General features: G+C 74.5%; 14 protein-coding genes. 5 read left to right on the forward strand and 9 right to left on the reverse strand.

Annotated elements, in window-relative coordinates; translation table 11 throughout:
• Window positions 1-62: 62 nt before the first annotated feature.
• The 5 genes from CP980_RS03725 to CP980_RS03745 all read right to left on the reverse strand — a co-directional run bounded on the left by CP980_RS03725 (window position 63) and on the right by CP980_RS03745 (window position 4,107).
• Window positions 63-542: a carboxymuconolactone decarboxylase family protein gene (locus CP980_RS03725; protein WP_132753972.1), complete on the reverse strand. Its 480-nt coding sequence runs from the start codon at window positions 540-542 to the stop codon at window positions 63-65.
• Window positions 539-1,621 carry an NAD(P)H-dependent amine dehydrogenase family protein gene (locus CP980_RS03730; protein ID WP_132753974.1) on the reverse strand — a complete coding sequence of 361 codons (1,083 nt, stop codon included), beginning with the start codon at window positions 1,619-1,621 and terminating at the stop codon, window positions 539-541. Before CP980_RS03730 ends, CP980_RS03725 begins: the two co-directional genes overlap by 4 nt.
• A gap of 58 nt (window positions 1,622-1,679) precedes the next feature.
• Entirely contained in the window at window positions 1,680-1,802 is a 123-nt protein-coding gene (locus tag CP980_RS03735; RefSeq protein ID WP_099888354.1) for a DUF6126 family protein, read from the reverse strand.
• Window positions 1,803-1,827: 25 nt separating this feature from the next.
• Window positions 1,828-2,475 (reverse strand): helix-turn-helix domain-containing protein, encoded by a 648-nt coding sequence (locus CP980_RS03740; protein ID WP_150492615.1) that lies wholly within the window; start codon window positions 2,473-2,475, stop codon window positions 1,828-1,830.
• Window positions 2,476-2,580: 105 nt separating this feature from the next.
• Window positions 2,581-4,107: an ATP-dependent DNA ligase gene (locus tag CP980_RS03745; RefSeq protein WP_150492616.1), complete on the reverse strand. Its 1,527-nt coding sequence runs from the start codon at window positions 4,105-4,107 to the stop codon at window positions 2,581-2,583.
• A 222-nt stretch (window positions 4,108-4,329) separates the two neighbouring features.
• On the opposite strand from CP980_RS03745, the gene CP980_RS03750 reads away from it, so the two are divergent.
• From CP980_RS03750 to CP980_RS03760, 3 genes are all read left to right on the forward strand, one after another.
• Window positions 4,330-7,083, forward strand: a complete 2,754-nt coding sequence (locus CP980_RS03750; protein ID WP_150492617.1) for an alpha/beta fold hydrolase — start codon at window positions 4,330-4,332, stop codon at window positions 7,081-7,083.
• A complete protein-coding gene (locus CP980_RS03755) occupies window positions 7,080-7,943 on the forward strand; it encodes an ABC transporter permease (RefSeq protein WP_132753980.1) in 864 nt (287 codons plus the stop codon). Before CP980_RS03750 ends, CP980_RS03755 begins: the two co-directional genes overlap by 4 nt.
• Window positions 7,944-8,105: 162 nt before the next feature.
• Window positions 8,106-8,837 (forward strand): carbonic anhydrase, encoded by a 732-nt coding sequence (locus CP980_RS03760; protein WP_189998392.1) that lies wholly within the window; start codon window positions 8,106-8,108, stop codon window positions 8,835-8,837.
• 7 nt (window positions 8,838-8,844) lie between these two features.
• Here the strand turns inward: CP980_RS03760 and CP980_RS03765 are convergent, their stop codons facing one another.
• The 4 genes from CP980_RS03765 to CP980_RS03780 all read right to left on the reverse strand — a co-directional run bounded on the left by CP980_RS03765 (window position 8,845) and on the right by CP980_RS03780 (window position 13,907).
• The gene (locus CP980_RS03765) at window positions 8,845-9,792 is read right to left on the reverse strand and encodes an aldo/keto reductase (RefSeq protein WP_150492618.1); all 948 of its coding nucleotides are present in this window, start codon (window positions 9,790-9,792) and stop codon (window positions 8,845-8,847) included.
• Window positions 9,793-9,886: 94 nt separating this feature from the next.
• Window positions 9,887-11,053, reverse strand: coding sequence for a galactokinase (gene galK, locus CP980_RS03770; protein ID WP_150492619.1), 1,167 nt, complete (start codon window positions 11,051-11,053; stop codon window positions 9,887-9,889).
• Window positions 11,050-12,093, reverse strand: coding sequence for a galactose-1-phosphate uridylyltransferase (gene galT, locus CP980_RS03775; RefSeq protein WP_150492620.1), 1,044 nt, complete (start codon window positions 12,091-12,093; stop codon window positions 11,050-11,052). The genes galK and galT overlap by 4 nt, the downstream gene beginning before the upstream one ends.
• 14 nt (window positions 12,094-12,107) lie before the next feature.
• On the reverse strand, window positions 12,108-13,907 hold the full coding sequence (locus CP980_RS03780; protein WP_150492621.1) for a glycoside hydrolase family 35 protein: 1,800 nt from the start codon (window positions 13,905-13,907) through the stop codon (window positions 12,108-12,110).
• 194 nt (window positions 13,908-14,101) lie between these two features.
• On the opposite strand from CP980_RS03780, the gene CP980_RS03785 reads away from it, so the two are divergent.
• The gene (locus tag CP980_RS03785; RefSeq protein ID WP_150492622.1) at window positions 14,102-15,271 is read left to right on the forward strand and encodes a LacI family DNA-binding transcriptional regulator; all 1,170 of its coding nucleotides are present in this window, start codon (window positions 14,102-14,104) and stop codon (window positions 15,269-15,271) included.
• Window positions 15,272-15,448: 177 nt separating this feature from the next.
• Window positions 15,449-16,771: an ABC transporter substrate-binding protein gene (locus tag CP980_RS03790; protein ID WP_150530109.1), complete on the forward strand. Its 1,323-nt coding sequence runs from the start codon at window positions 15,449-15,451 to the stop codon at window positions 16,769-16,771.
• Window positions 16,772-17,088 lie beyond the last annotated feature (317 nt).

The raw sequence follows: 17,088 nt of genomic DNA on the forward strand, positions 1-17,088 counted from the left end.
TACGCAGACCCGGGGCCGTCGGACACACCGGCCGGCCCCGGACCCATGGCCCGCGCGGGGCGTCAGTGCCCCGGCAGCACGCACACGCTGTCGAGGCCGAGCACGTGGTTGAGCCGGCCGAAGGCCAGCCAGGACCCGATGCTCATCGTGAGTTCCACGATCTCCAGCTGGCTGTAGTGCGCGGTCATCCGCTCCCAGAACTCCTCGTCGAGGTTGTGGTGGTCGAGCGTGTAGCGCTCCGCGTACTCCGCGGCCAGCCGGGTCCGTTCGTCGAACCGGTCCGTGGTGCGCCACTCGGTGACGGCGCCGGAGAACTCCTCCTCGACCTTCTCGCCGTCCCGCTCGGTCCGCCAGTCGAGGCAGAACACACAGCCGTTGATCTGTGCGACGCGCAGCCGCGCGGCCTCGAACTCGCGCAGCCCCAGGGTGGTGTGGGCGTACACCGACAGGGAGAAGTTCGCGGCGGCCATCCCGATCCCGGGGACCATGTCGCCCCACACGTACTCGATCGGGTGCTGGCCTTCGGGTATGTCGATCCTCATGGCTTTTTCCTTCCGAGCTTGCCGATGGCGGGGCGCAGGGGGACGTCGAGGGCGTCGTAGAGGCCCGGTCCGGCCTCCACCAGCCAGTCGATGGCGCCGACCAGGCGGCCGACGGCGGTGGCGTTGCCGCCCGCCGAGCGGTTCTCTCCCTCGTCGGTGGCCTCGACGGTGACCTCGATGTGCGGGCGGCCCTCGATGATCACGCGGTGGGCGCCGTCGCCGCCGTCGGGCGGGGACGGCCAGTCGGGGGCGCAGGAGGCGTGGATGCGGGTGACGTGCTCGATGACGAGGCGGGGTTCGCCCTCGACGATGCCCTGCACCTCGAAGCGGATGGCGCCCTGGGTGCCGGCCGCGAACTCGCCCATGGTGCGCGTGGTCACGGTGGTGTCGAGGGCGCGGCGGTCCACGCTCTCGCGTATCTCGTCGAGTTCGACGCCGAGGGCCCGGGCCATCATGCGGATCTGCCCGCCCCAGACCATCGTGGGGACGGACGGCATGAGCATCATCGGCTCGAAGTCCATGGGCTGGCCCATGCCGACGAGGTAGCGGACCGAGTCGGGCTGGTCGTAGGTGGAGTAGTCGAATATCTCCTGGCAGCGGATGGCGTCGATGGTGCCGCCGACTCCGCTGAGCAGGAGCGGGAGCACGTCGTTGCCCCAGCCGGGGTCGACCCCGGAGGCGAACAGCGAGCCGCCGCCCTCCGCGACGGCGGCGGCCACCGGATCGCGGAACTCGGGCGGGGCGTTGCGGTGGTCGTAGAGCGGGTAGAGGGCGGGGCTGACGACGACCGCGCCGGACCGGATGGCCCGGGTGATGTCGGCGAGCGCGTCGTCGGGCCGGGTGTCGCCGGAGGCCGCGTAGACGACGGCCTGCGGCCGGGCGGCGAGGACCGCTTCGATGTCGTCGGTGGCCAGGACCCCGGTGTCGTGGTCGAGTTCGCCGAGCCGGCCGGCGTCGCGGCCGATTTTGTCGGGATGGTGGACGATGACGGCGGCCAGTTTCAGCGCCGGATGGGCCTCTACGGCACGGATGGCCAAACGGCCGACGTTGCCGGTACCCCAGACAACCGTGGAAATCATGCGCGGAGGGTAGCGACAGGACCTGCACGTTTCCAGAGTCGCGGACCCCGGCGTTCGGTTACTGGTTCTGGCCGCCCAGGACGAAGAGGAGGTAGACGAAGAAGGCGAAGAGGTGGCCGACGAACAAGTAGGCGATCAGCCGAATCACCAGACCGCGCGGGAACTTGCCTTGGATGTTCATGGTGGGGCTCCTGGGCTGGGAGTTGTCAGTGGTGTGCGGGTGCGCCGGCGCCGCCGCCGAGGCACAGCCCGGCGAGGCTGCTCTGCAGCAGGGTGTGGACGAACAGCAGGTCTGCGCCGCTCTGCGTGGCCGCGCCGATCCGGTGCGGGGTGAGCGAGTCGAAGTGCGCGCTGTCCCCGGGTTCCAGCAGGTGCTCGGCCTCGCCCAGGTGCAGCCGCAGCCGCCCCTTGAGGACGTACAGCCACTCCTCGCCGGGATGTACGCGAACCAGCTCGCCCTGGCTGCGGCCGTGCGGGACGTGCACCCGCAGCGCCTGCATCCCGCGCCCGGAGCCGCCGGCCTGCCAGTACGTCCAGCCGTCGGCCTCGCGGGCGCCCGGGCCGCCCGCCCGTACGATGGGATCGGCGACGGCGGGGGTCTCGCCGAGCAGCTCCGAGACCGTCGTACCGTAGGTGCGGGCGAGTCCGAGGAGCAGCGGCAGCGAGGGCTGGCGCCGCCCGGTCTCCAGCCGGGACAGGTGCGCGGGCGAGAGCCGGGCCCGCGCGGCGGCGGCCTCCAGGGTGAGGCCGGCACGGCGGCGCAGGTCACGCAGTTGCGGGGCCACGGAGGGCAGCTCGTCGGCTTCGGCGCCGGCGTCGAAGCCCTCGGGGCCGGGGGCAGGACCGGTTGTCATGCCCCGATTGAGCCAGAAACCTGCCTCTCTGGCAATTTCCCTTGCCTCTGAGGCAAACCGGTCCCGGTTGGCGGTAACCGCCCCGTCCCGTCGTGCCCCGCTCCGTCATCCTCCCCCGAGCACCGTCTCCACCGTGTCCGCCTCGTCCGCCCGCTTGTCCGGGCGGTGCCGCAGCACCCGCGCGAAGCGCAGCGCGACCCCGGCGGGGTAGCGGGAGGAGCGCTGGAGGCCGTCGTAGGCGATCTCCACGACCAGTTCGGGGCGGACCCGCACGGTGAAACCGTCGTCCTCCACCGCCAGCTCGCTCAGCCGCTCGGTCTGCCAGCGCAGCATCTCGTCGGTGAGCCCCTTGAAGGTCTTGCCGAGCATGGCGTACGTGCCGTCGGCGGCCCGGGCCCCGAGGTGCAGGTTCGACAGCAGTCCGGTGCGCCGTCCGTGGCCCCGTTCGACGGCGAGGACCACCAGGTCGAGCGTGTGCACCGGTTTCACCTTGAGCCAGTGTTTGCCGCGCCGCCCGGCCGCGTAGGTGGAGCCGAGGCCCTTGACCACGACCCCCTCGTGCCCGCGGCGCAGGGTCTCGGCCCAGAACTCCTCGGCGGCCGCCGCCTGCTCCCCCGGATCCTCGACGACGAGCCGGCGGACCCGGTACTCCTGCGGCACGAGGGCGGCGAGCGCGGCGTACCGCTCGCGCACGGGGAGGTCGAGGAGCACCTCGTCCCCGGACGCCAGCACGTCGAAGAAGTACGGGGCGACGGGCAGGGTCCGGCGGGCGGCGTCGACGTCGATCCGCGATCCGACCCGGCTCGCGACCTCCTGGAAGGGCACGGGCCGACCGTCCGGCCCCTGCCCGATCACCTCCCCGTCGAGGATGAACCGCTCCCCGGGCAGTGCCCGCGCCAGCTCCGCCACCTCCGGCAGCCGGTCGGTGATGTCGTCCAGGGAGCGGGTGTAGACCCGTACCTCGTCCCGGTCGCGGTGCACCTGCACCCGGATCCCGTCGAGCTTCTCCTCCACCGCGCAGGGCCCGAGCGCCGCCAGGGCCCCGGCCACCGACTTGGCGGTGTTGGCCAGCATCGGCTGTACGGGCTGCCCGACGCGCAGGGTGGCCTCGCGCAGGGCCGCCGCGCCGTCGGCCAGTACGGCGGCGGCCACCCGGGCCAGCGAGCCGTCGAGCATCGCGGCGCGGCGCAGCTCGGCGGCGGGTACCCCGGCGGCCGCGGCGACCCCCTCCAGGGCGACCGCGTCGAGGGCGCCCTGGCGGACCTCGCCGGACAGCAGGCTGCGCAGGAACCGCTGCTCGGGGGCGGTGGCGGCGCCGAGCAGGGCGTCGAGGATCCGGCGCCGCCCGGCCTGGGCGCCCGTTCCGGCGACGGAGGCGTACTCGGTCACCGCCGCGTCGACGGCGGTGACGGTGAGGGTGGGCGCCGCGGCGGGTTCGACCTCCCGGGCGAGCGCACGCCAGCCGATGCCGGGCCGGCCCTGCGGCAGGCGCCCGGAGAGGTACGAGATGACCAGACCGGCCTCTTCGGGCGGCGCGGCGGAGAAGAGCTCCGCGAGCAGCGCCGTCTTGCGGGAGCGGGCGGAGGTCTCGGCGACCTCCCGGGACACGCGCGCGACCTCGGCGAGCAGCATGCCGACATCCTCCCGCCGCTCGGCGCCGCCCGCAGGTCGGGAACCGGTACGGGGCGGGAGGGGCACGGATCCGGGAACGGGAACGGGAACGGAGCCGGAGACGGGGCCGGGGCCGGGTACCGCAGGTGCGGTATGCCGGGCCGTCCGGGTACTCCTGGAGGAGGTGGGAGGTTCCGCCCGGGGGCGCTCAGGGCGCGGCGGCCCGGCGTCTAGGGTTTCGGTATGAAGCTCCGACTGCCGCAGCCCCGGCTGCCACGGCGCCGCCGCTCCCGCCTGCTCGCGGGGGCCGCCGCGCTCGCCGTCGTCGCGGGGGCCGGCACCTGGACCGCCGCCGCGTCCGGGGAGGCGCCCGCCGTGCACCGCCAGGACCGCATGGTGGAGATGCCCGGCGCGGCCATCGACACCTCCTACTTCACGGCCGGGGGCGGGCAGAAGCGGCCCGCGGTGCTGCTCGGGCACGGTTTCGGCGGCAGCAAGGACGACGTCCGCGCGCAGGCCGAGCGGCTGGCCCGCGACGGGTACGCCGTCCTGACCTGGTCGGCGCGCGGTTTCGGCCGCTCCGGCGGCCGGATCGGCCTGAACGACCCCGAGCACGAGGTCAAGGACGTGTCGCGGCTCGTCGACTGGCTCGCGCGCCAGCCCGAGGTGCGGCTCGACGGGGAAGGCGATCCGCGCGTCGGCGTCGCCGGGGCCTCGTACGGCGGGGCGATCTCGCTGCTCGCGGCCGGATACGACCGGCGGGTCGACGCGATCGCCCCGCAGATCACGTACTGGAACCTCGCCGACGCCCTCTTCCCGCAGGGCGTCTTCAAGAAGCTGTGGGCGGGGCTGTTCTTCACCACCGGCTCGGCCGACGGGATGCAGCCCGGGGGCGTGCCGGGCACGGCGACCGCCCCCGCCCCCGCCGCAAGCCCCGGTTCCGCCCCCGCCGCGGAGGGCGGCGCCGCCTGCGGGCGGTTCCAGCCCGAGCTGTGCGCCATGTACGAGCGGGTCGCGGTGGCCGGGAAACCCGACGCCGAGGCCCGCGCGCTGCTGGAGGCGCGCAGTCCGTCGGCCGTTGGGGACCGGATCAAGGTGCCCACGCTGATCGTGCAGGGCCAGGAGGACTCCCTGTTCCCGCTGGACCAGGCCGACGCGATGGCGAAGGCGATCGCGGCGAACGGCGCCCCCGTCTCGGTGGACTGGGCGGCCGGCGGGCACGACGGCGGGATGCGCGAGTCGGGCCGGGTCGAGGACCGGGTGGCCGCCTGGTTCGGGCGCTACCTGAAGGACGAGAAGGGTACGGACACCGGTCCGGCCTTCCGCGTCTCGCGCTCCGGGGGCATCGACTCCACCGACGGCGCGGTGCAGCTGCGCGGCGCGAGCGGCGAGCACTACCCGGGGCTGACGGCCGGTCCCCGGGAGTACGCCCTGGGCGGCCGGGAGCAGAGCTTCGCCAATCCGGCGGGCGGCGCCCCGCCCGCGCTGTCCTCCCTGCCCGGGATCGGCGGGCAGCTCGCCGCCGTGGGGGCCGGGCTGTCGCTGGACTTCCCCGGGCAGCACGCCCGGTTCGAGTCGCAGCCGCTGGCCGAGGAGGTACGGATCACCGGGACCCCGACCGTGACCCTGAACGTGAGGTCGACGGCCGCGGACGGTTCGGCCGTCCTGTTCGGCAAGGTGTACGACGTCGGGCCCGACGGGCGGCAGCAGGTGCTGCCCAGCCAGCTGGTCGCCCCGGTGCGGGTGGAGAACGCGCAGCAGGGGGCCGCGGTGGAGCTGCGGCTCCCCGCCGTCGACCACGCCGTCGAGGCGGGGCACCGGCTGCGGCTGGTCGTCGCCGCCACCGACCTCGGCTACGCCTCTCCGGCCGCGCCGGCCACGTACACGGTCTCGGTGCGGGGCTCCCTGGCCGTGCCGGTGGCCGACGGGGTGCGGACGGCCTCGGCGGGGCTGCCGGCGTGGACCTGGGGGCTGCCGCTGGGCGCCGCGCTGCTGGCCGCGGCGCTGCTGGGGATCCGGAGGACCGGTCGGGAGGGTGCGGGGGTGCGGGCCGGCGTACCGCAGCCCGACCCGGCGCTGGCCGACGTACCCCTTCACATCTCCGGGCTGACGAAGAAATACGCGAAGGCACAGGACCGGTACGCGGTGCGGGACCTGTCGTTCCGGGTCGAGAAGGGGCAGGTCCTGGGCCTGCTCGGGCCCAACGGCGCCGGCAAGACGACCACCCTTCGGATGCTGATGGGGCTGATCTCGCCCGACGCGGGCGAGATCCGGGTGTTCGGCCACGCGGTACGGGCGGGTGCGCCGGTGCTGTCGCGGGTCGGGGCCTTCGTCGAGGGGGCCGGCTTCCTGCCGCACCTGTCGGGGCGGGCCAACCTGGAGCTGTACTGGCAGGCCACCGGTCGCCCGGCCGAAGACGCGCACCTGACGGAGGCCCTGGAGATCGCCGGCCTCGGCGACGCGCTGGAGCGCGCGGTGCGCACGTACTCCCAGGGCATGCGGCAGCGCCTCGCGATCGCGCAGGCCATGCTCGGGATGCCGGACCTGCTGATCCTCGACGAGCCCACGAACGGTCTGGACCCGCCGCAGATCCGGGAGATGCGCGACGTGATGATCCGGTACGCGGCGGGCGGGCGGACGGTCATCGTCTCCAGCCACCTGCTGTCGGAGGTCGAGCAGACGTGCACGCACCTCGTGGTCATGGACCGCGGGCGGCTGGTACGGGCGGGCGAGGTCGCGGAGATCACGGGCGGCGGGGACACGCTGCTCGTGGCGCTGGCCGGGCCGGTGGACGAAGGGACCGTGGCGAAGGTGGCCGCGCTGGAGGGAGTGGGTGCGGTGACCGCCGCCGATGACGGGCTGCTCGTGCGGCTGGAGGGCGCGACGTCCGCGGAGCTGATCGCCGAGCTGGTACGGCTGGAGGTGCCGGTGAGCGCCGTGGGTCCGCACCGCCGGCTGGAGGACGCGTTCCTCACCCTGATCGGAGGTGCGGCTTGAGCGCCGTGACGGAGGTGGCCCCCGGGTACCGGGCGGGCCGTACGCTGCCGCTGCGCGTGGAGGCGCTGCGGCAGTGGCGCCGGCGGCGGACGCTGGTGATGGGCGGGGTGCTGGCCGCGCTGCCGTTCATCATGATCATCGCGTTCGCGGTGGGCGGCGGCCAGGACGGCGCGGGCGGCAGGGACGGGCGGATCACGCTCATCGACACGGCGACGGCCTCGGGGGCGAACTTCGCCGCCACCTGCCTGTTCGTGTCGGCCGGGTTCCTGCTGGTGGTGCCGGTGGCGCTGTTCTGCGGGGACACGGTGGCCTCGGAGGCGAGCTGGTCCTCGCTGCGCTACCTGCTGGCCTCGCCGGTCCCCAGGGCCCGGCTGCTGTGGAGCAAGCTGGTGGTGGCGCTGGGCTTCAGTCTGGCGGCGATGGTGCTGCTGCCGGTGGTGGCGCTGGCGGCGGGCACGGCGGCGTACGGCTGGGGCCCGCTGAAGCTGCCCACGGGCGGCTCGCTGACGGCGGCGCAGAGCGTGCCGCGGCTCGCGCTGGTGGTGGCGTTCGTCTTCGTGTCGCAGCTGGTCACGGCGGGGCTGGCGTTCTGGCTGTCGACGCGGACGGACGCGCCGCTGGGCGCGGTGGGCGGCGCGGTCGGCCTGACGATCGTCGGCAACGTGCTGGACGCCGTGACGGCGCTCGGCTCCTGGCGGGAGTTCCTGCCCGCGCACTGGCAGTTCGCGTGGGCGGACGCGCTCCAGCCGCACCTGGAATGGGGCGGGATGATCAAGGGGGCGGCGGTGTCGGTGTCGTACGCGCTGGTGCTGTTCGCGCTCGCGTTCCGCGGGTTCTCGCGCAAGGACATCGTGTCCTGAGCGTGGCCGGCGGGGGCGGGCGCGGCACCGGGGTCGTGGGCCGTCCGTGGCAATCGGGGGCGGCGGGCGCGTGCGCCTGCCGCCCCGCCGCCCCCGCCCGCTGAACAATCGCCGTCGTCGCGACGTACGGACGCGTCTGCGCGGCACCGAGGGGTACGACCGATGCGCACAGCAGGACTTCCGGCTCGCAGGACCGTACTGACCGCGGGCCTCGCGGCCGCCGCCGGCGCCCTCTCGGGGTGCTCGGCCGCGCCTCCCCCGAAGGTGGCGACCGCGGCCCCGCAGCCGCGGCCGGCCACCCCGCAGGCCGCGTTCGCCCGCCTGATGGAGGGCAACAGGCGCTGGGTGAGCGGCAACCTCGACCATCCCGACCGGGATCCGGAGCGGCGCGAGCTGGTCGCCGAGGCGCAGGACCCCTTCGGGGTGGTCCTGTCGTGCATCGACTCCCGGGTCGCGCCCGAGCTGATCTTCGACACGGGGCTCGGGGACCTGTACGTCCTGCGCACGGGCGGGCAGGCGATCGGGCCGGTGGTGACGGGCTCCGTCGAGTACGGGCCCATGACGGGCGGGACCCCGCTGGTCGTCGTGCTCGGCCACCAGCGGTGCGGGGCGGTCGAGGCCGCGTACAAGTCGCTGAAGGCCGGAAAGCCGCTGCCCGGCAATCTGGAGGCGCTCGCGAAGGCGATGGTGCCGGCGTACGAGCTGACGGCGAAGGACCCCGGCGCCGATCCCGTCGACACCATGACCCACCACCAGATCAAGGTGACCGCGGACGGTCTGCGGTCCAACGCCGACCTGGGGCCCCTCGTGGAGAAGGGCACCCTGGGCGTCGTCGGCGCGTACTACTCCCTGGACACGGGCAAGGTCGAGGTCCTGACGGGCGCGCCCGCCTGAGCCCCGGTCAGGCCGCCGGACCCGCGATCGCGTCGATCTCCGCGAGGAGTTCGGGCTCCAGCGGGCGGTCGGCGACCGCCGCGTTGGCCCTCACCTGCTCGGGCGAGGTGGCGCCGGCGATGACGGAGGAGCAGCCGGGCTGCGCGGAGAGCCAGCCGATGGCGAGTTCGAGGATGCTGCGGCCGTACTTGTCGGCGACCGCGGCCAGGGCCTCGACGGTGTCGAGGCGCTCCTCGGTGACGTAGCCGTCGCGGCCCTCCAGCCGGGAGCCGGCCGGGACGGCCGCGCCGCGGCGGATCTTGCCGGTCAGCAGGCCGTTGGCGAGCGGGAAGTACGGGAGCACCCCGAGGCCGTAGTGCACGGCGGCCGGGACCAGCTCCCGCTCCGCGGACCGCTGGAGCAGCGACCATTCGTTCTGCGCCGATACGAAGGGCACCGCACCGGTCTCGCGGGCGACGTGGGCGGCTTCGGCGAGCTGCCAGCCGCTGAAGTTGGAGTGGCCGATGTAGCGGATCTTGCCCTCGGCGACGAGCTCGGTCAGCGCGGCGAGCGTCTCGGCGACGGGGGTCGCCGGGTCGGGGCTGTGCAACTGGTAGAGGTCGATGTGGTCGGTGTCCAGGCGGCGCAGTGACTCCTCGACGGCCCGCCGGACGTACGCGCGGCCGCCGGGGGATCCGGCGGCGGGCCCGTACTCCATGGACATGCCCGCGTAGCCGAACTTGGTGGCGAGCACGACCTGGTCGCGGCGCCCCTTGAGGGCCTGCCCGAGGTGGCGCTCGGACCCGCCGCGCCCGCCGTAGATGTCGGCGGTGTCGAGCAGGGTGATCCCGGCGTCGAGGGCGGCGTCGACGACGGCGCGGGTGGCCTGCGCGTCGAGGCGGCCGCCGAAGTTGTTGCAACCGAGGCCGACGGCGGAGACCTGGAGACCTGAACTGCCCAGCGGGATGTAGCGCATGCGTTTCGTTCCTCCGAACGTCAGAAGGGATCGTCGAGAGTCTTCCCGATGGGTGCAGCCCTCGTCCACCGCGCAGGACCCGGCCCCGCCCGGCTCACAGGACGCGTTCGGCCCCGGCGGCCGGGGCCGCCGGCGTCACGCGCGGCGGCTTGAAGCCGGCCGCGGCGAAGGCCTCCGTGACCGCCCGGGCCACGGCCGCCTCCGCGTCCGCGTCGATCAGGGCCAGCGCCGAACCGCCGAAGCCGCCGCCGGTCATCCGGGCCCCGTAGGCGCCCGCCGCCTCGGCGGTGGAGACGGCCAGGTCCAGCTCGGGGCAGGACACCTCGTAGTCGTCGCGCAGCGAGGCGTGGCCCTCGCTCAGCAGCGGGCCGGTCTCGCGCAGCCGGCCGGCGCGCAGCAGTTCCTCCACTCGGAATACCCGTTCGTTCTCGGTGACGACGTGCCGCACGCGCCGGCGCCGGACCGGATCGTCGAGGCGGGCCAGCGCCGGCTCCAGCTCCTCGTACGGGAGGTCGCGCAGCGCGGGCAGCCCGAGTGCGGCGGCCGCGCCGTGGCAGGAGGCGAGGCGCTCGGCGTACGCCCCGTCACCGAGGGCGTGCTGGACACGGGTGTCGATGACCAGCAGGCGCAGCCCGGCCGCGGCGCAGTCGAAGGGGATGTGCCGCCGTTCGAGCGTGCGGGTGTCGAGGTGGAGGGCGTGGCCCGCGGTGGCGCAGGCGGAGGCCATCTGGTCCATCACCCCGCAGGGCACGCCGACGTACGCGTTCTCGGCGCGGCGGGCGAGCGCGGCCAGGTCGGGCCGGGCGAGCGGTACCGCGTACAGATCGGTGAGCGCGAGGGCGGTGGCCACCTCCAGGGCGGCGGACGAGGAGAGTCCGGCTCCGGTGGGGACGTCGGAGCGGATGTGGAGGTCGGCGCCGCCGAGGGGCAGGCCTGCGTCGAGCAGCGCCCAGGCGACCGCGGCGGGGTAGGCGGCCCAGCTGTGCGGGCCCCGGGGCGGGCGGGCCGGGTCGAGGCCGCCCGCGCCGTCGAGGTCGAGGGTGACCACGCCCGACGGGAAGCCGTCGGAGTGGATCCGCAGCGTGCGGTCGGGGCGGCGGGCCGCCGCCACCTCGGTGCGGTGCGGGAGCGCGAAGGGCAGGGCGAAGCCGTCGTTGTAGTCGGTGTGTTCGCCGATCAGGTTGACCCGGCCCGGAGCGGCCCAGACCCCCTCGGGCGGGGATCCGTACAGGCGGTGGAATCCGTCCGCGGCCGTGCTCATCGGCTCGCCACCTCCCGCAGCCGCGCGGCCGCGTCCTCGGGCCGCACGTCGTTCATGTAGGCCTCCATCCCGGATTCGGTGCCCGCCAGGTACTTGAGCTTGTCCGCGGTGCGGCGGACCGTGAAGAGCTCCAGGTGGAGCGCGAAGTCGGCCCGGCCCTCGCCGGCGACCGGGGCCTGGTGCCAGGCGGAGACGTACGGGGTGGGGGCGGCCGCGGCGAAGAGCCGGTCGAAGCGGCGCAGCAGCTCCAGGTAGAGGCCGGGGAACTCGGCTCGGGCCGCGTCGTCCAGGGTGGTCAGGTCTGCGGTGCGGCGGTGCGGATAGAGGTGGACCTCGTACGGCCAGCGCGCGGCGTACGGCACGAAGGCGCTCCAGTGCTCCCCTTCGAGGACGATCCGGGTGCCCTCGGCGCGTTCGGCGGCGAGCACCTCGTCGAAGAGGTTGGCGCCGGTCCGGGCCCGGTGGGCGGCGACGGTGGCGAGCATGCGGGTGGTGCGCGGGGTGATGAAGGGGAAGGCGTAGATCTGGCCGTGCGGGTGCGCGAGGGTCACGCCGATCTCGGCGCCGCGGTTCTCGAAGCAGTAGACCTGCCGGACCCCGGCGCGGGCGCCCAGTTCGGCGGTGCGGTCGGTCCACGCGGCCAGGACGAGCGCGGCACGCTCCTCGTCGAGCTCGGCGAAGGAGGTCCGGTGGTCGGGGGTGAAGCAGATGACCTCGCAGCGGCCGTTGTCGCCGGCGAGGGAGGGGAAACGGTTCTCGAAGACGACCACGTCGTAGTCGGGAGCCGGGACCTCGCTCGCGCGCCCCTCGGTGGAGGGGCACAGCGGGCAGGCGTCGACGGGCGGGTGGTAGGTGCGGCCCTGGCGGTGGGAGGCGATGACGACGGCGTCGCCGAGCAGCGGATCGCGGCGTACCTCGCAGGAGTCGGCCGACGCGTCGAGCGGGCGGGGGTCGGGGACCACGGCTCGGGCCGCGCCGTCGTCGGCATCGAAGTACAGGATCTCGCGGCCGTCGGCCAGTCGGGTGCTCGTTCGCTTCACGGGAAGAGTTTCTCTCAGTCGAGGGTGACGACGGTCGGGCGGCCGAGGTCGGGGCGGTCGCGCAGCGGCAGGTCGGCTCCCGGTCGCTCCAGTTCGAGGAGGACGATCTCGTTGCGGCCGGTCCGCCAGAGGGGGGCGGGCGCGTAGAGGGTGCGCTGCGGGCCGCGCGGGGTGTCGTAGTGGCCGAGGAGGAAGCCGTTGAGCCAGACGAGGCCGGTGCTCCAGCCGGAGACGTCCACGAATCCGTCGGCGGGGGCGCCCGGGAGGGCGTGGGTGAAGCGGTGGAAGGACGGCCGGTGCGCGTCCTCCTGGGCTTCCCCGGGTCCGGGCGACCAGTCGAGGCCGGCGAGGTCGGTGAGCGGGAGGGGCCGGATCTCCCATTCGAACAGCTGCTGGTGGCCGTGGCGGACGCCGCGCCAGATGCCCTTGCGGTCGTCGAGGAGCGGCCCGTAGTTGACCCGGCCCTGGGCCCGTACGAGTACGTCGAGCAGCACCCCGGCCTCGCCGACGGCGAGGTCCAGTCCCTCGTCGGGCCGGTTGCGGTCGAGGACGCCGAGGGGCTCGCCGTCCGCGAAGAGGTACGCGCGGTCGCCGAGGCCGTCGATCCGGACGGGCATCGCGGGGCGCGGTCCGGTGACGGTGGTGCGGTAGTGGATCATGCCGTGGGCCTGGCCCAGCTTCTCCATGGGCTCGGGCGCGGGGCGCGGGGTGGGGGCGCCGCCGAGCGCGTCGAGGTGGTCCAGGAGGGCTGCGGTTCCGGCGGGGACGGCGAGGGCGGGCGTGATGCGGGGCGGCGGCTCGGGCAGCGGGCCGTCGGGCAGGGGCACGTACTTGCCGATGACCTCGCGGAACGCGTGGAACTTGGGGGTGAGTTCGCCGGCCTCGCCGATGGGGGCGTCGTAGTCGTAGCTGGTGACGGTCGGCTGGTAGCCGGGGTCCGCGGGGCGGGAACCGGTGTGGTTGGCGCCGGCCCAGAAGCCGAAGTTGGTACCGCCGTGGGCCATGTAGAGGTTGACGGAGGCGCCGGAGGCGAGGAGTTCGTCGAGGGAGCGCGCCGCGTCGTCGACGGCGCGGACGTGGTGGTCCTCGCCCCAGTGGTCGAACCAGCCGATCCAGAACTCCATGGCGGCGAGCGGGCCGGTCCGCTGGTAGCGGCGCAGGTGGGCGAGGCGTTCGGCGGGGCGCGCGCCGAAGGTGGCGGTGGCGAGCCGGCCGGGGACCATACCGCCTTGCAGCATGGCGTCCTCGGGCCCGTCGGCGGTGAACAGCAGGCAGTCCACGCCGCGTTCGATCAGCGCCCGTTCCACGTGCGCGCGGTAGCGGGTGTCGTTGCCGTACGAGCCGTACTCGTTCTCGATCTGGACGGCGGCGACCGGACCGCCGCGACTCGCGAGCAGGGGCAGCAGCTCGGGGACGACGAGGTCGAACCAGCCGTCGACCTCGGCCTCGAAGCGCGGGTCGGAGCAGCGCAGGTGGAGCCCGTCGACGGCGAGGAGCCGGGCGGGCAGGCCGCCGAAGTCCCATTCGGCGCAGATGTACGGGCCGGGGCGGACGATGGCGTCGAGGCCGAGGTCCTGGGCGGTGCACAGGAAGCGGCCGAGGTCGCGCGGGCCGGTGAAGTCGGCTTTGCCCGGGGCGCTCTCGTGGAAGTTCCACGGGACGTACGTGTCGACCGTGTTGGCACCGAGCGCGCGCAGCCGCCGCAGCCGGTCCTCCCACAGGTCCGGATGGACCCGGAAGTAGTGCAGGGCCCCCGAGACGATGCGGTGGGGGCGCCCTGCGCGCCGGAATCCGTCCTGGTCGTACGTGAGCATGCGCTGACTCCCGGGAGAGGGTCGTGATGCCGTGAGGTGCGGGACGCCGCCGAATATATGAACGCGGCGCGCACCCCGTCAATGACCGGTTGATCGGAAACGATCGAATCGATCGGTCGCGTTCTCTATGATGGCGGGGACAGCCGCGGCTCGGACAGGGATGCCGTCGGAAGACCGCAGGGGGTAGGGCAACCGTGAGACCACATGTGGACCAGCGCCAGGCGCAGGTGCTCGCGCTCGTCCGGGCGCGGGGCAGTGTGCGCGTGGCGGACCTGGCGCAGGAGCTGGGCGTCTCGCCTGTCACCCTGCGGCGCGACATCGAGGCGATGGCGGCGCGGGGCGAGATCCGGCGGATGCACGGGGTGATCAGCCGCGTGGAGGGCGGGCGGGCGGCCGGCGCGGCGGCGGCGGCCCGGGAATCGGCGTCGGTGCCGGCGGGGGCGGGGGCGGGGGCCTCGGCCGAGGACCGGGCGGGGGCCGCGGGGCTGGTGGTCGGGATGGTCGTGCCGACCACGGAGTACTACTACGCCGACGTCGTGCGCGGCGCCCGCGAGGTGGTCGAGGCGCGGGGCGCGCGGCTGACCGTGGGCCTGACCCGGTACCTGCCGGGCGAGGACCGGACCCAGGCCGACCGGCTGCTGTCCACCGGGGCGGACGGGCTGCTGCTCACCCCGAACTGGGACGCCGGATCGCCCGGCCCCGGCGAGGGGGCGTGGACGGCGGAGCTGCCGGTTCCGACGGTGCTCGTGGAGCGGTGGGCCCCGCCCGGGCATCCGGCGGCGGCCCTGGACCGGGTGGCCTCCGACCACGCGCACGGCGCGGCGACGGCGGTGCAGCACCTGGTGGAGCGGGGGCACCGGCGAATCGCGCTGGCCAGCCGGGCGACGCCGACGACGCCGCGGTTGCGGGCCGGGTACGAGGCGGCGGTGGCCGCGCTCGGCCTGGAGCCGGCGCCGCCGTGGCCGGCGGCCGGTGCGGACCCGCTCTCGGACGCCGAGCTGTTCGCGCGGACGCTGGATTACCTGTGCGAGGCGGTGACGGCGGGCGGGGTGAGCGCCGCGCTGATCCACAGCGACACCGACGCGATCATGCTCATCCCCCGGCTCCAGGCGCGCGGGGTGCGGGTGCCGGAGGACCTCGCGGTGATCACGTACGACGACGAGGTGGCCGGACTGGCCGACGTACCGCTCTCGGCGGTGGCACCGGCCAAGCGCGAGGTGGGGGCGCGGGCGGCGGGGCTGCTGCTGGACCGGCTGACGTCGGCGGGCGGGGAGCCCGCCGACGGCCAGGGTGGGGGGCAGGGCCGCGGGGAGGGTCCGCGGCAGCATGTGGAGCTGCTCCCGCGCTTGACGATCCGCTCATAAGGAACGGGAGGGGAGCAGCCGGGGCGATCATTTCGATCGAGTTGCGCATTCGCTCTTGACGGTGTGCCCGTTCGCACAAAAGATGGGCCGCGTTCTCCCATCCGCCGCCGTTCTGCGGTCGTCCGTAGGAGCCACTCCATGTCGCGCACCTTCCCTCCCTCCCGCATGCCCTCCCGCATGCCCTTCCGCCCCTCCTCCCGCCTGCCCCTACTCGTCCTGACCGCCTCGATCGCCTCCCTGGCCCTGCTCGCCACCGCCTGTGGCGGGCAGGCGGAGCCGGGCGGGGCCGGGGCGGCCGGCGGCTCGCCGGATCAGCCGGTCACCCTCACCTACTGGTCCTCGTCCGCGGGGGCCCAGCAGACGGCGGACGCGTTCAACACGACGCACCCGAACGTCCAGGTGAGGTTCTCGGCGGTGCCGGGCGGGCCGGACGGCGCGGCGAAGCTCGCCAACGCGGTCAAGGGCGGCAACGCGCCGGACGTCGCGACGATGGACTACTCCGCACTCCCGGAGTTCGCGAGCGGCGGCAATCTGGAGGACCTGAGCGGGACCTCGGGGAAGCTGGTCTCGGAGAAGTTCCCGGAGGCGGTCCAGTCCCTGGTGAAGCTGGGCGGGCGGACGTGGGCCGTGCCGTTCGACGTCACCCCGCTCGAACTCTTCTACCGGAAGGACATCTTCGAGAAGCACGGGGTGGCCGTGCCGAGGACGTGGGACGAGTACAAGGCGGCCGCGGAGAAGATCCACCAGGCCGACCCGTCGGTGAGGATCACGAACTTCGGCGGCGGTGACCCGGCGGTACTGGCGGGCCTGTCCTGGCAGGCGGGCGCGCGGTGGTACGGGACCGAGGGCGACAAGTGGAAGGTCGCGATCGACGACCCGGCCTCGAAGAAGGTGGCCGAGTACTGGAACGGACTGATGGCCTCGGGGCTGGCGTCGAAGACGCCGCTGTGGGGCGAGGGCGAGGCGAAGGAACGTTCATCCGGGCAGGTCGCGACCGTCATCGGCGCCGCCTGGACGGCGGGGACGTTCCTCGCGAACTACCCCGACCTCAAGGGGAAGTGGGGCATCGCCCCGCTGCCGACCTGGGACGGCAGGCCCGCCACCGGCATGTACGGGGGCACTTCGTACATCGTGCCGAAGGGGAGCAAGCAGACGAAGGCCGCGGTGGAGTTCATCACGTGGGTGACCACCGATCCGGAGGCGATCAAGGCGCGGCTGAGCTCGCTGAAGTCGCCGAGCAGCGCCTTGCCGGCCAATGCCGAGATGCGGGCCGAGGCCGCGAAGCTGTTCGACACGGCGTACTTCGAGGGGCAGGACCCGTACGGGCTGGCCGGCGAGGCGGCCGCGACCATCGTGCCGGGCTGGACCTGGGGCCCGGTCCAGCTCCAGGTCAACTCGGCGCAGAACGCGACCGGCGCGGACCTGGTGAAGGCCCTGAGCGAGGGCCAGTCGGCCGCAGAGAAGGCCATCGGGGACCGCGGCCTGGGCTTGGCGCACTGATGCCGTCCCCCGAACCCCCCGCCCACGCCACCGAACCCTCCGCCCACGCCCCCGCACGCGTACGGCCCACGTCCCCCGCCCGGGGCCCAGGCGAGGGCCAGACCGCAGGCGCCAACCGGATCACGGCCGGCAGCCAGACCGCAGGCCCCCATCCGGCCACAGACACCAACGCGGACCACAGCCCGGGCCCGCAGACCGGCCCCCTGGCCGCGGGCACCGGCCCCGCCCCGGGCCCCGCCCCGGGCCCCGCCCGGCCCGCAGCCCCCCGCGAGGCCGCACGCCCGGCCGGGACCGCCGGCCCCAGCGCGGTCGCGGAA

Origin of the sequence: Streptomyces vinaceus (assembly GCF_008704935.1) — a bacterium.
Taxonomy (GTDB): domain Bacteria; phylum Actinomycetota; class Actinomycetes; order Streptomycetales; family Streptomycetaceae; genus Streptomyces; species Streptomyces vinaceus.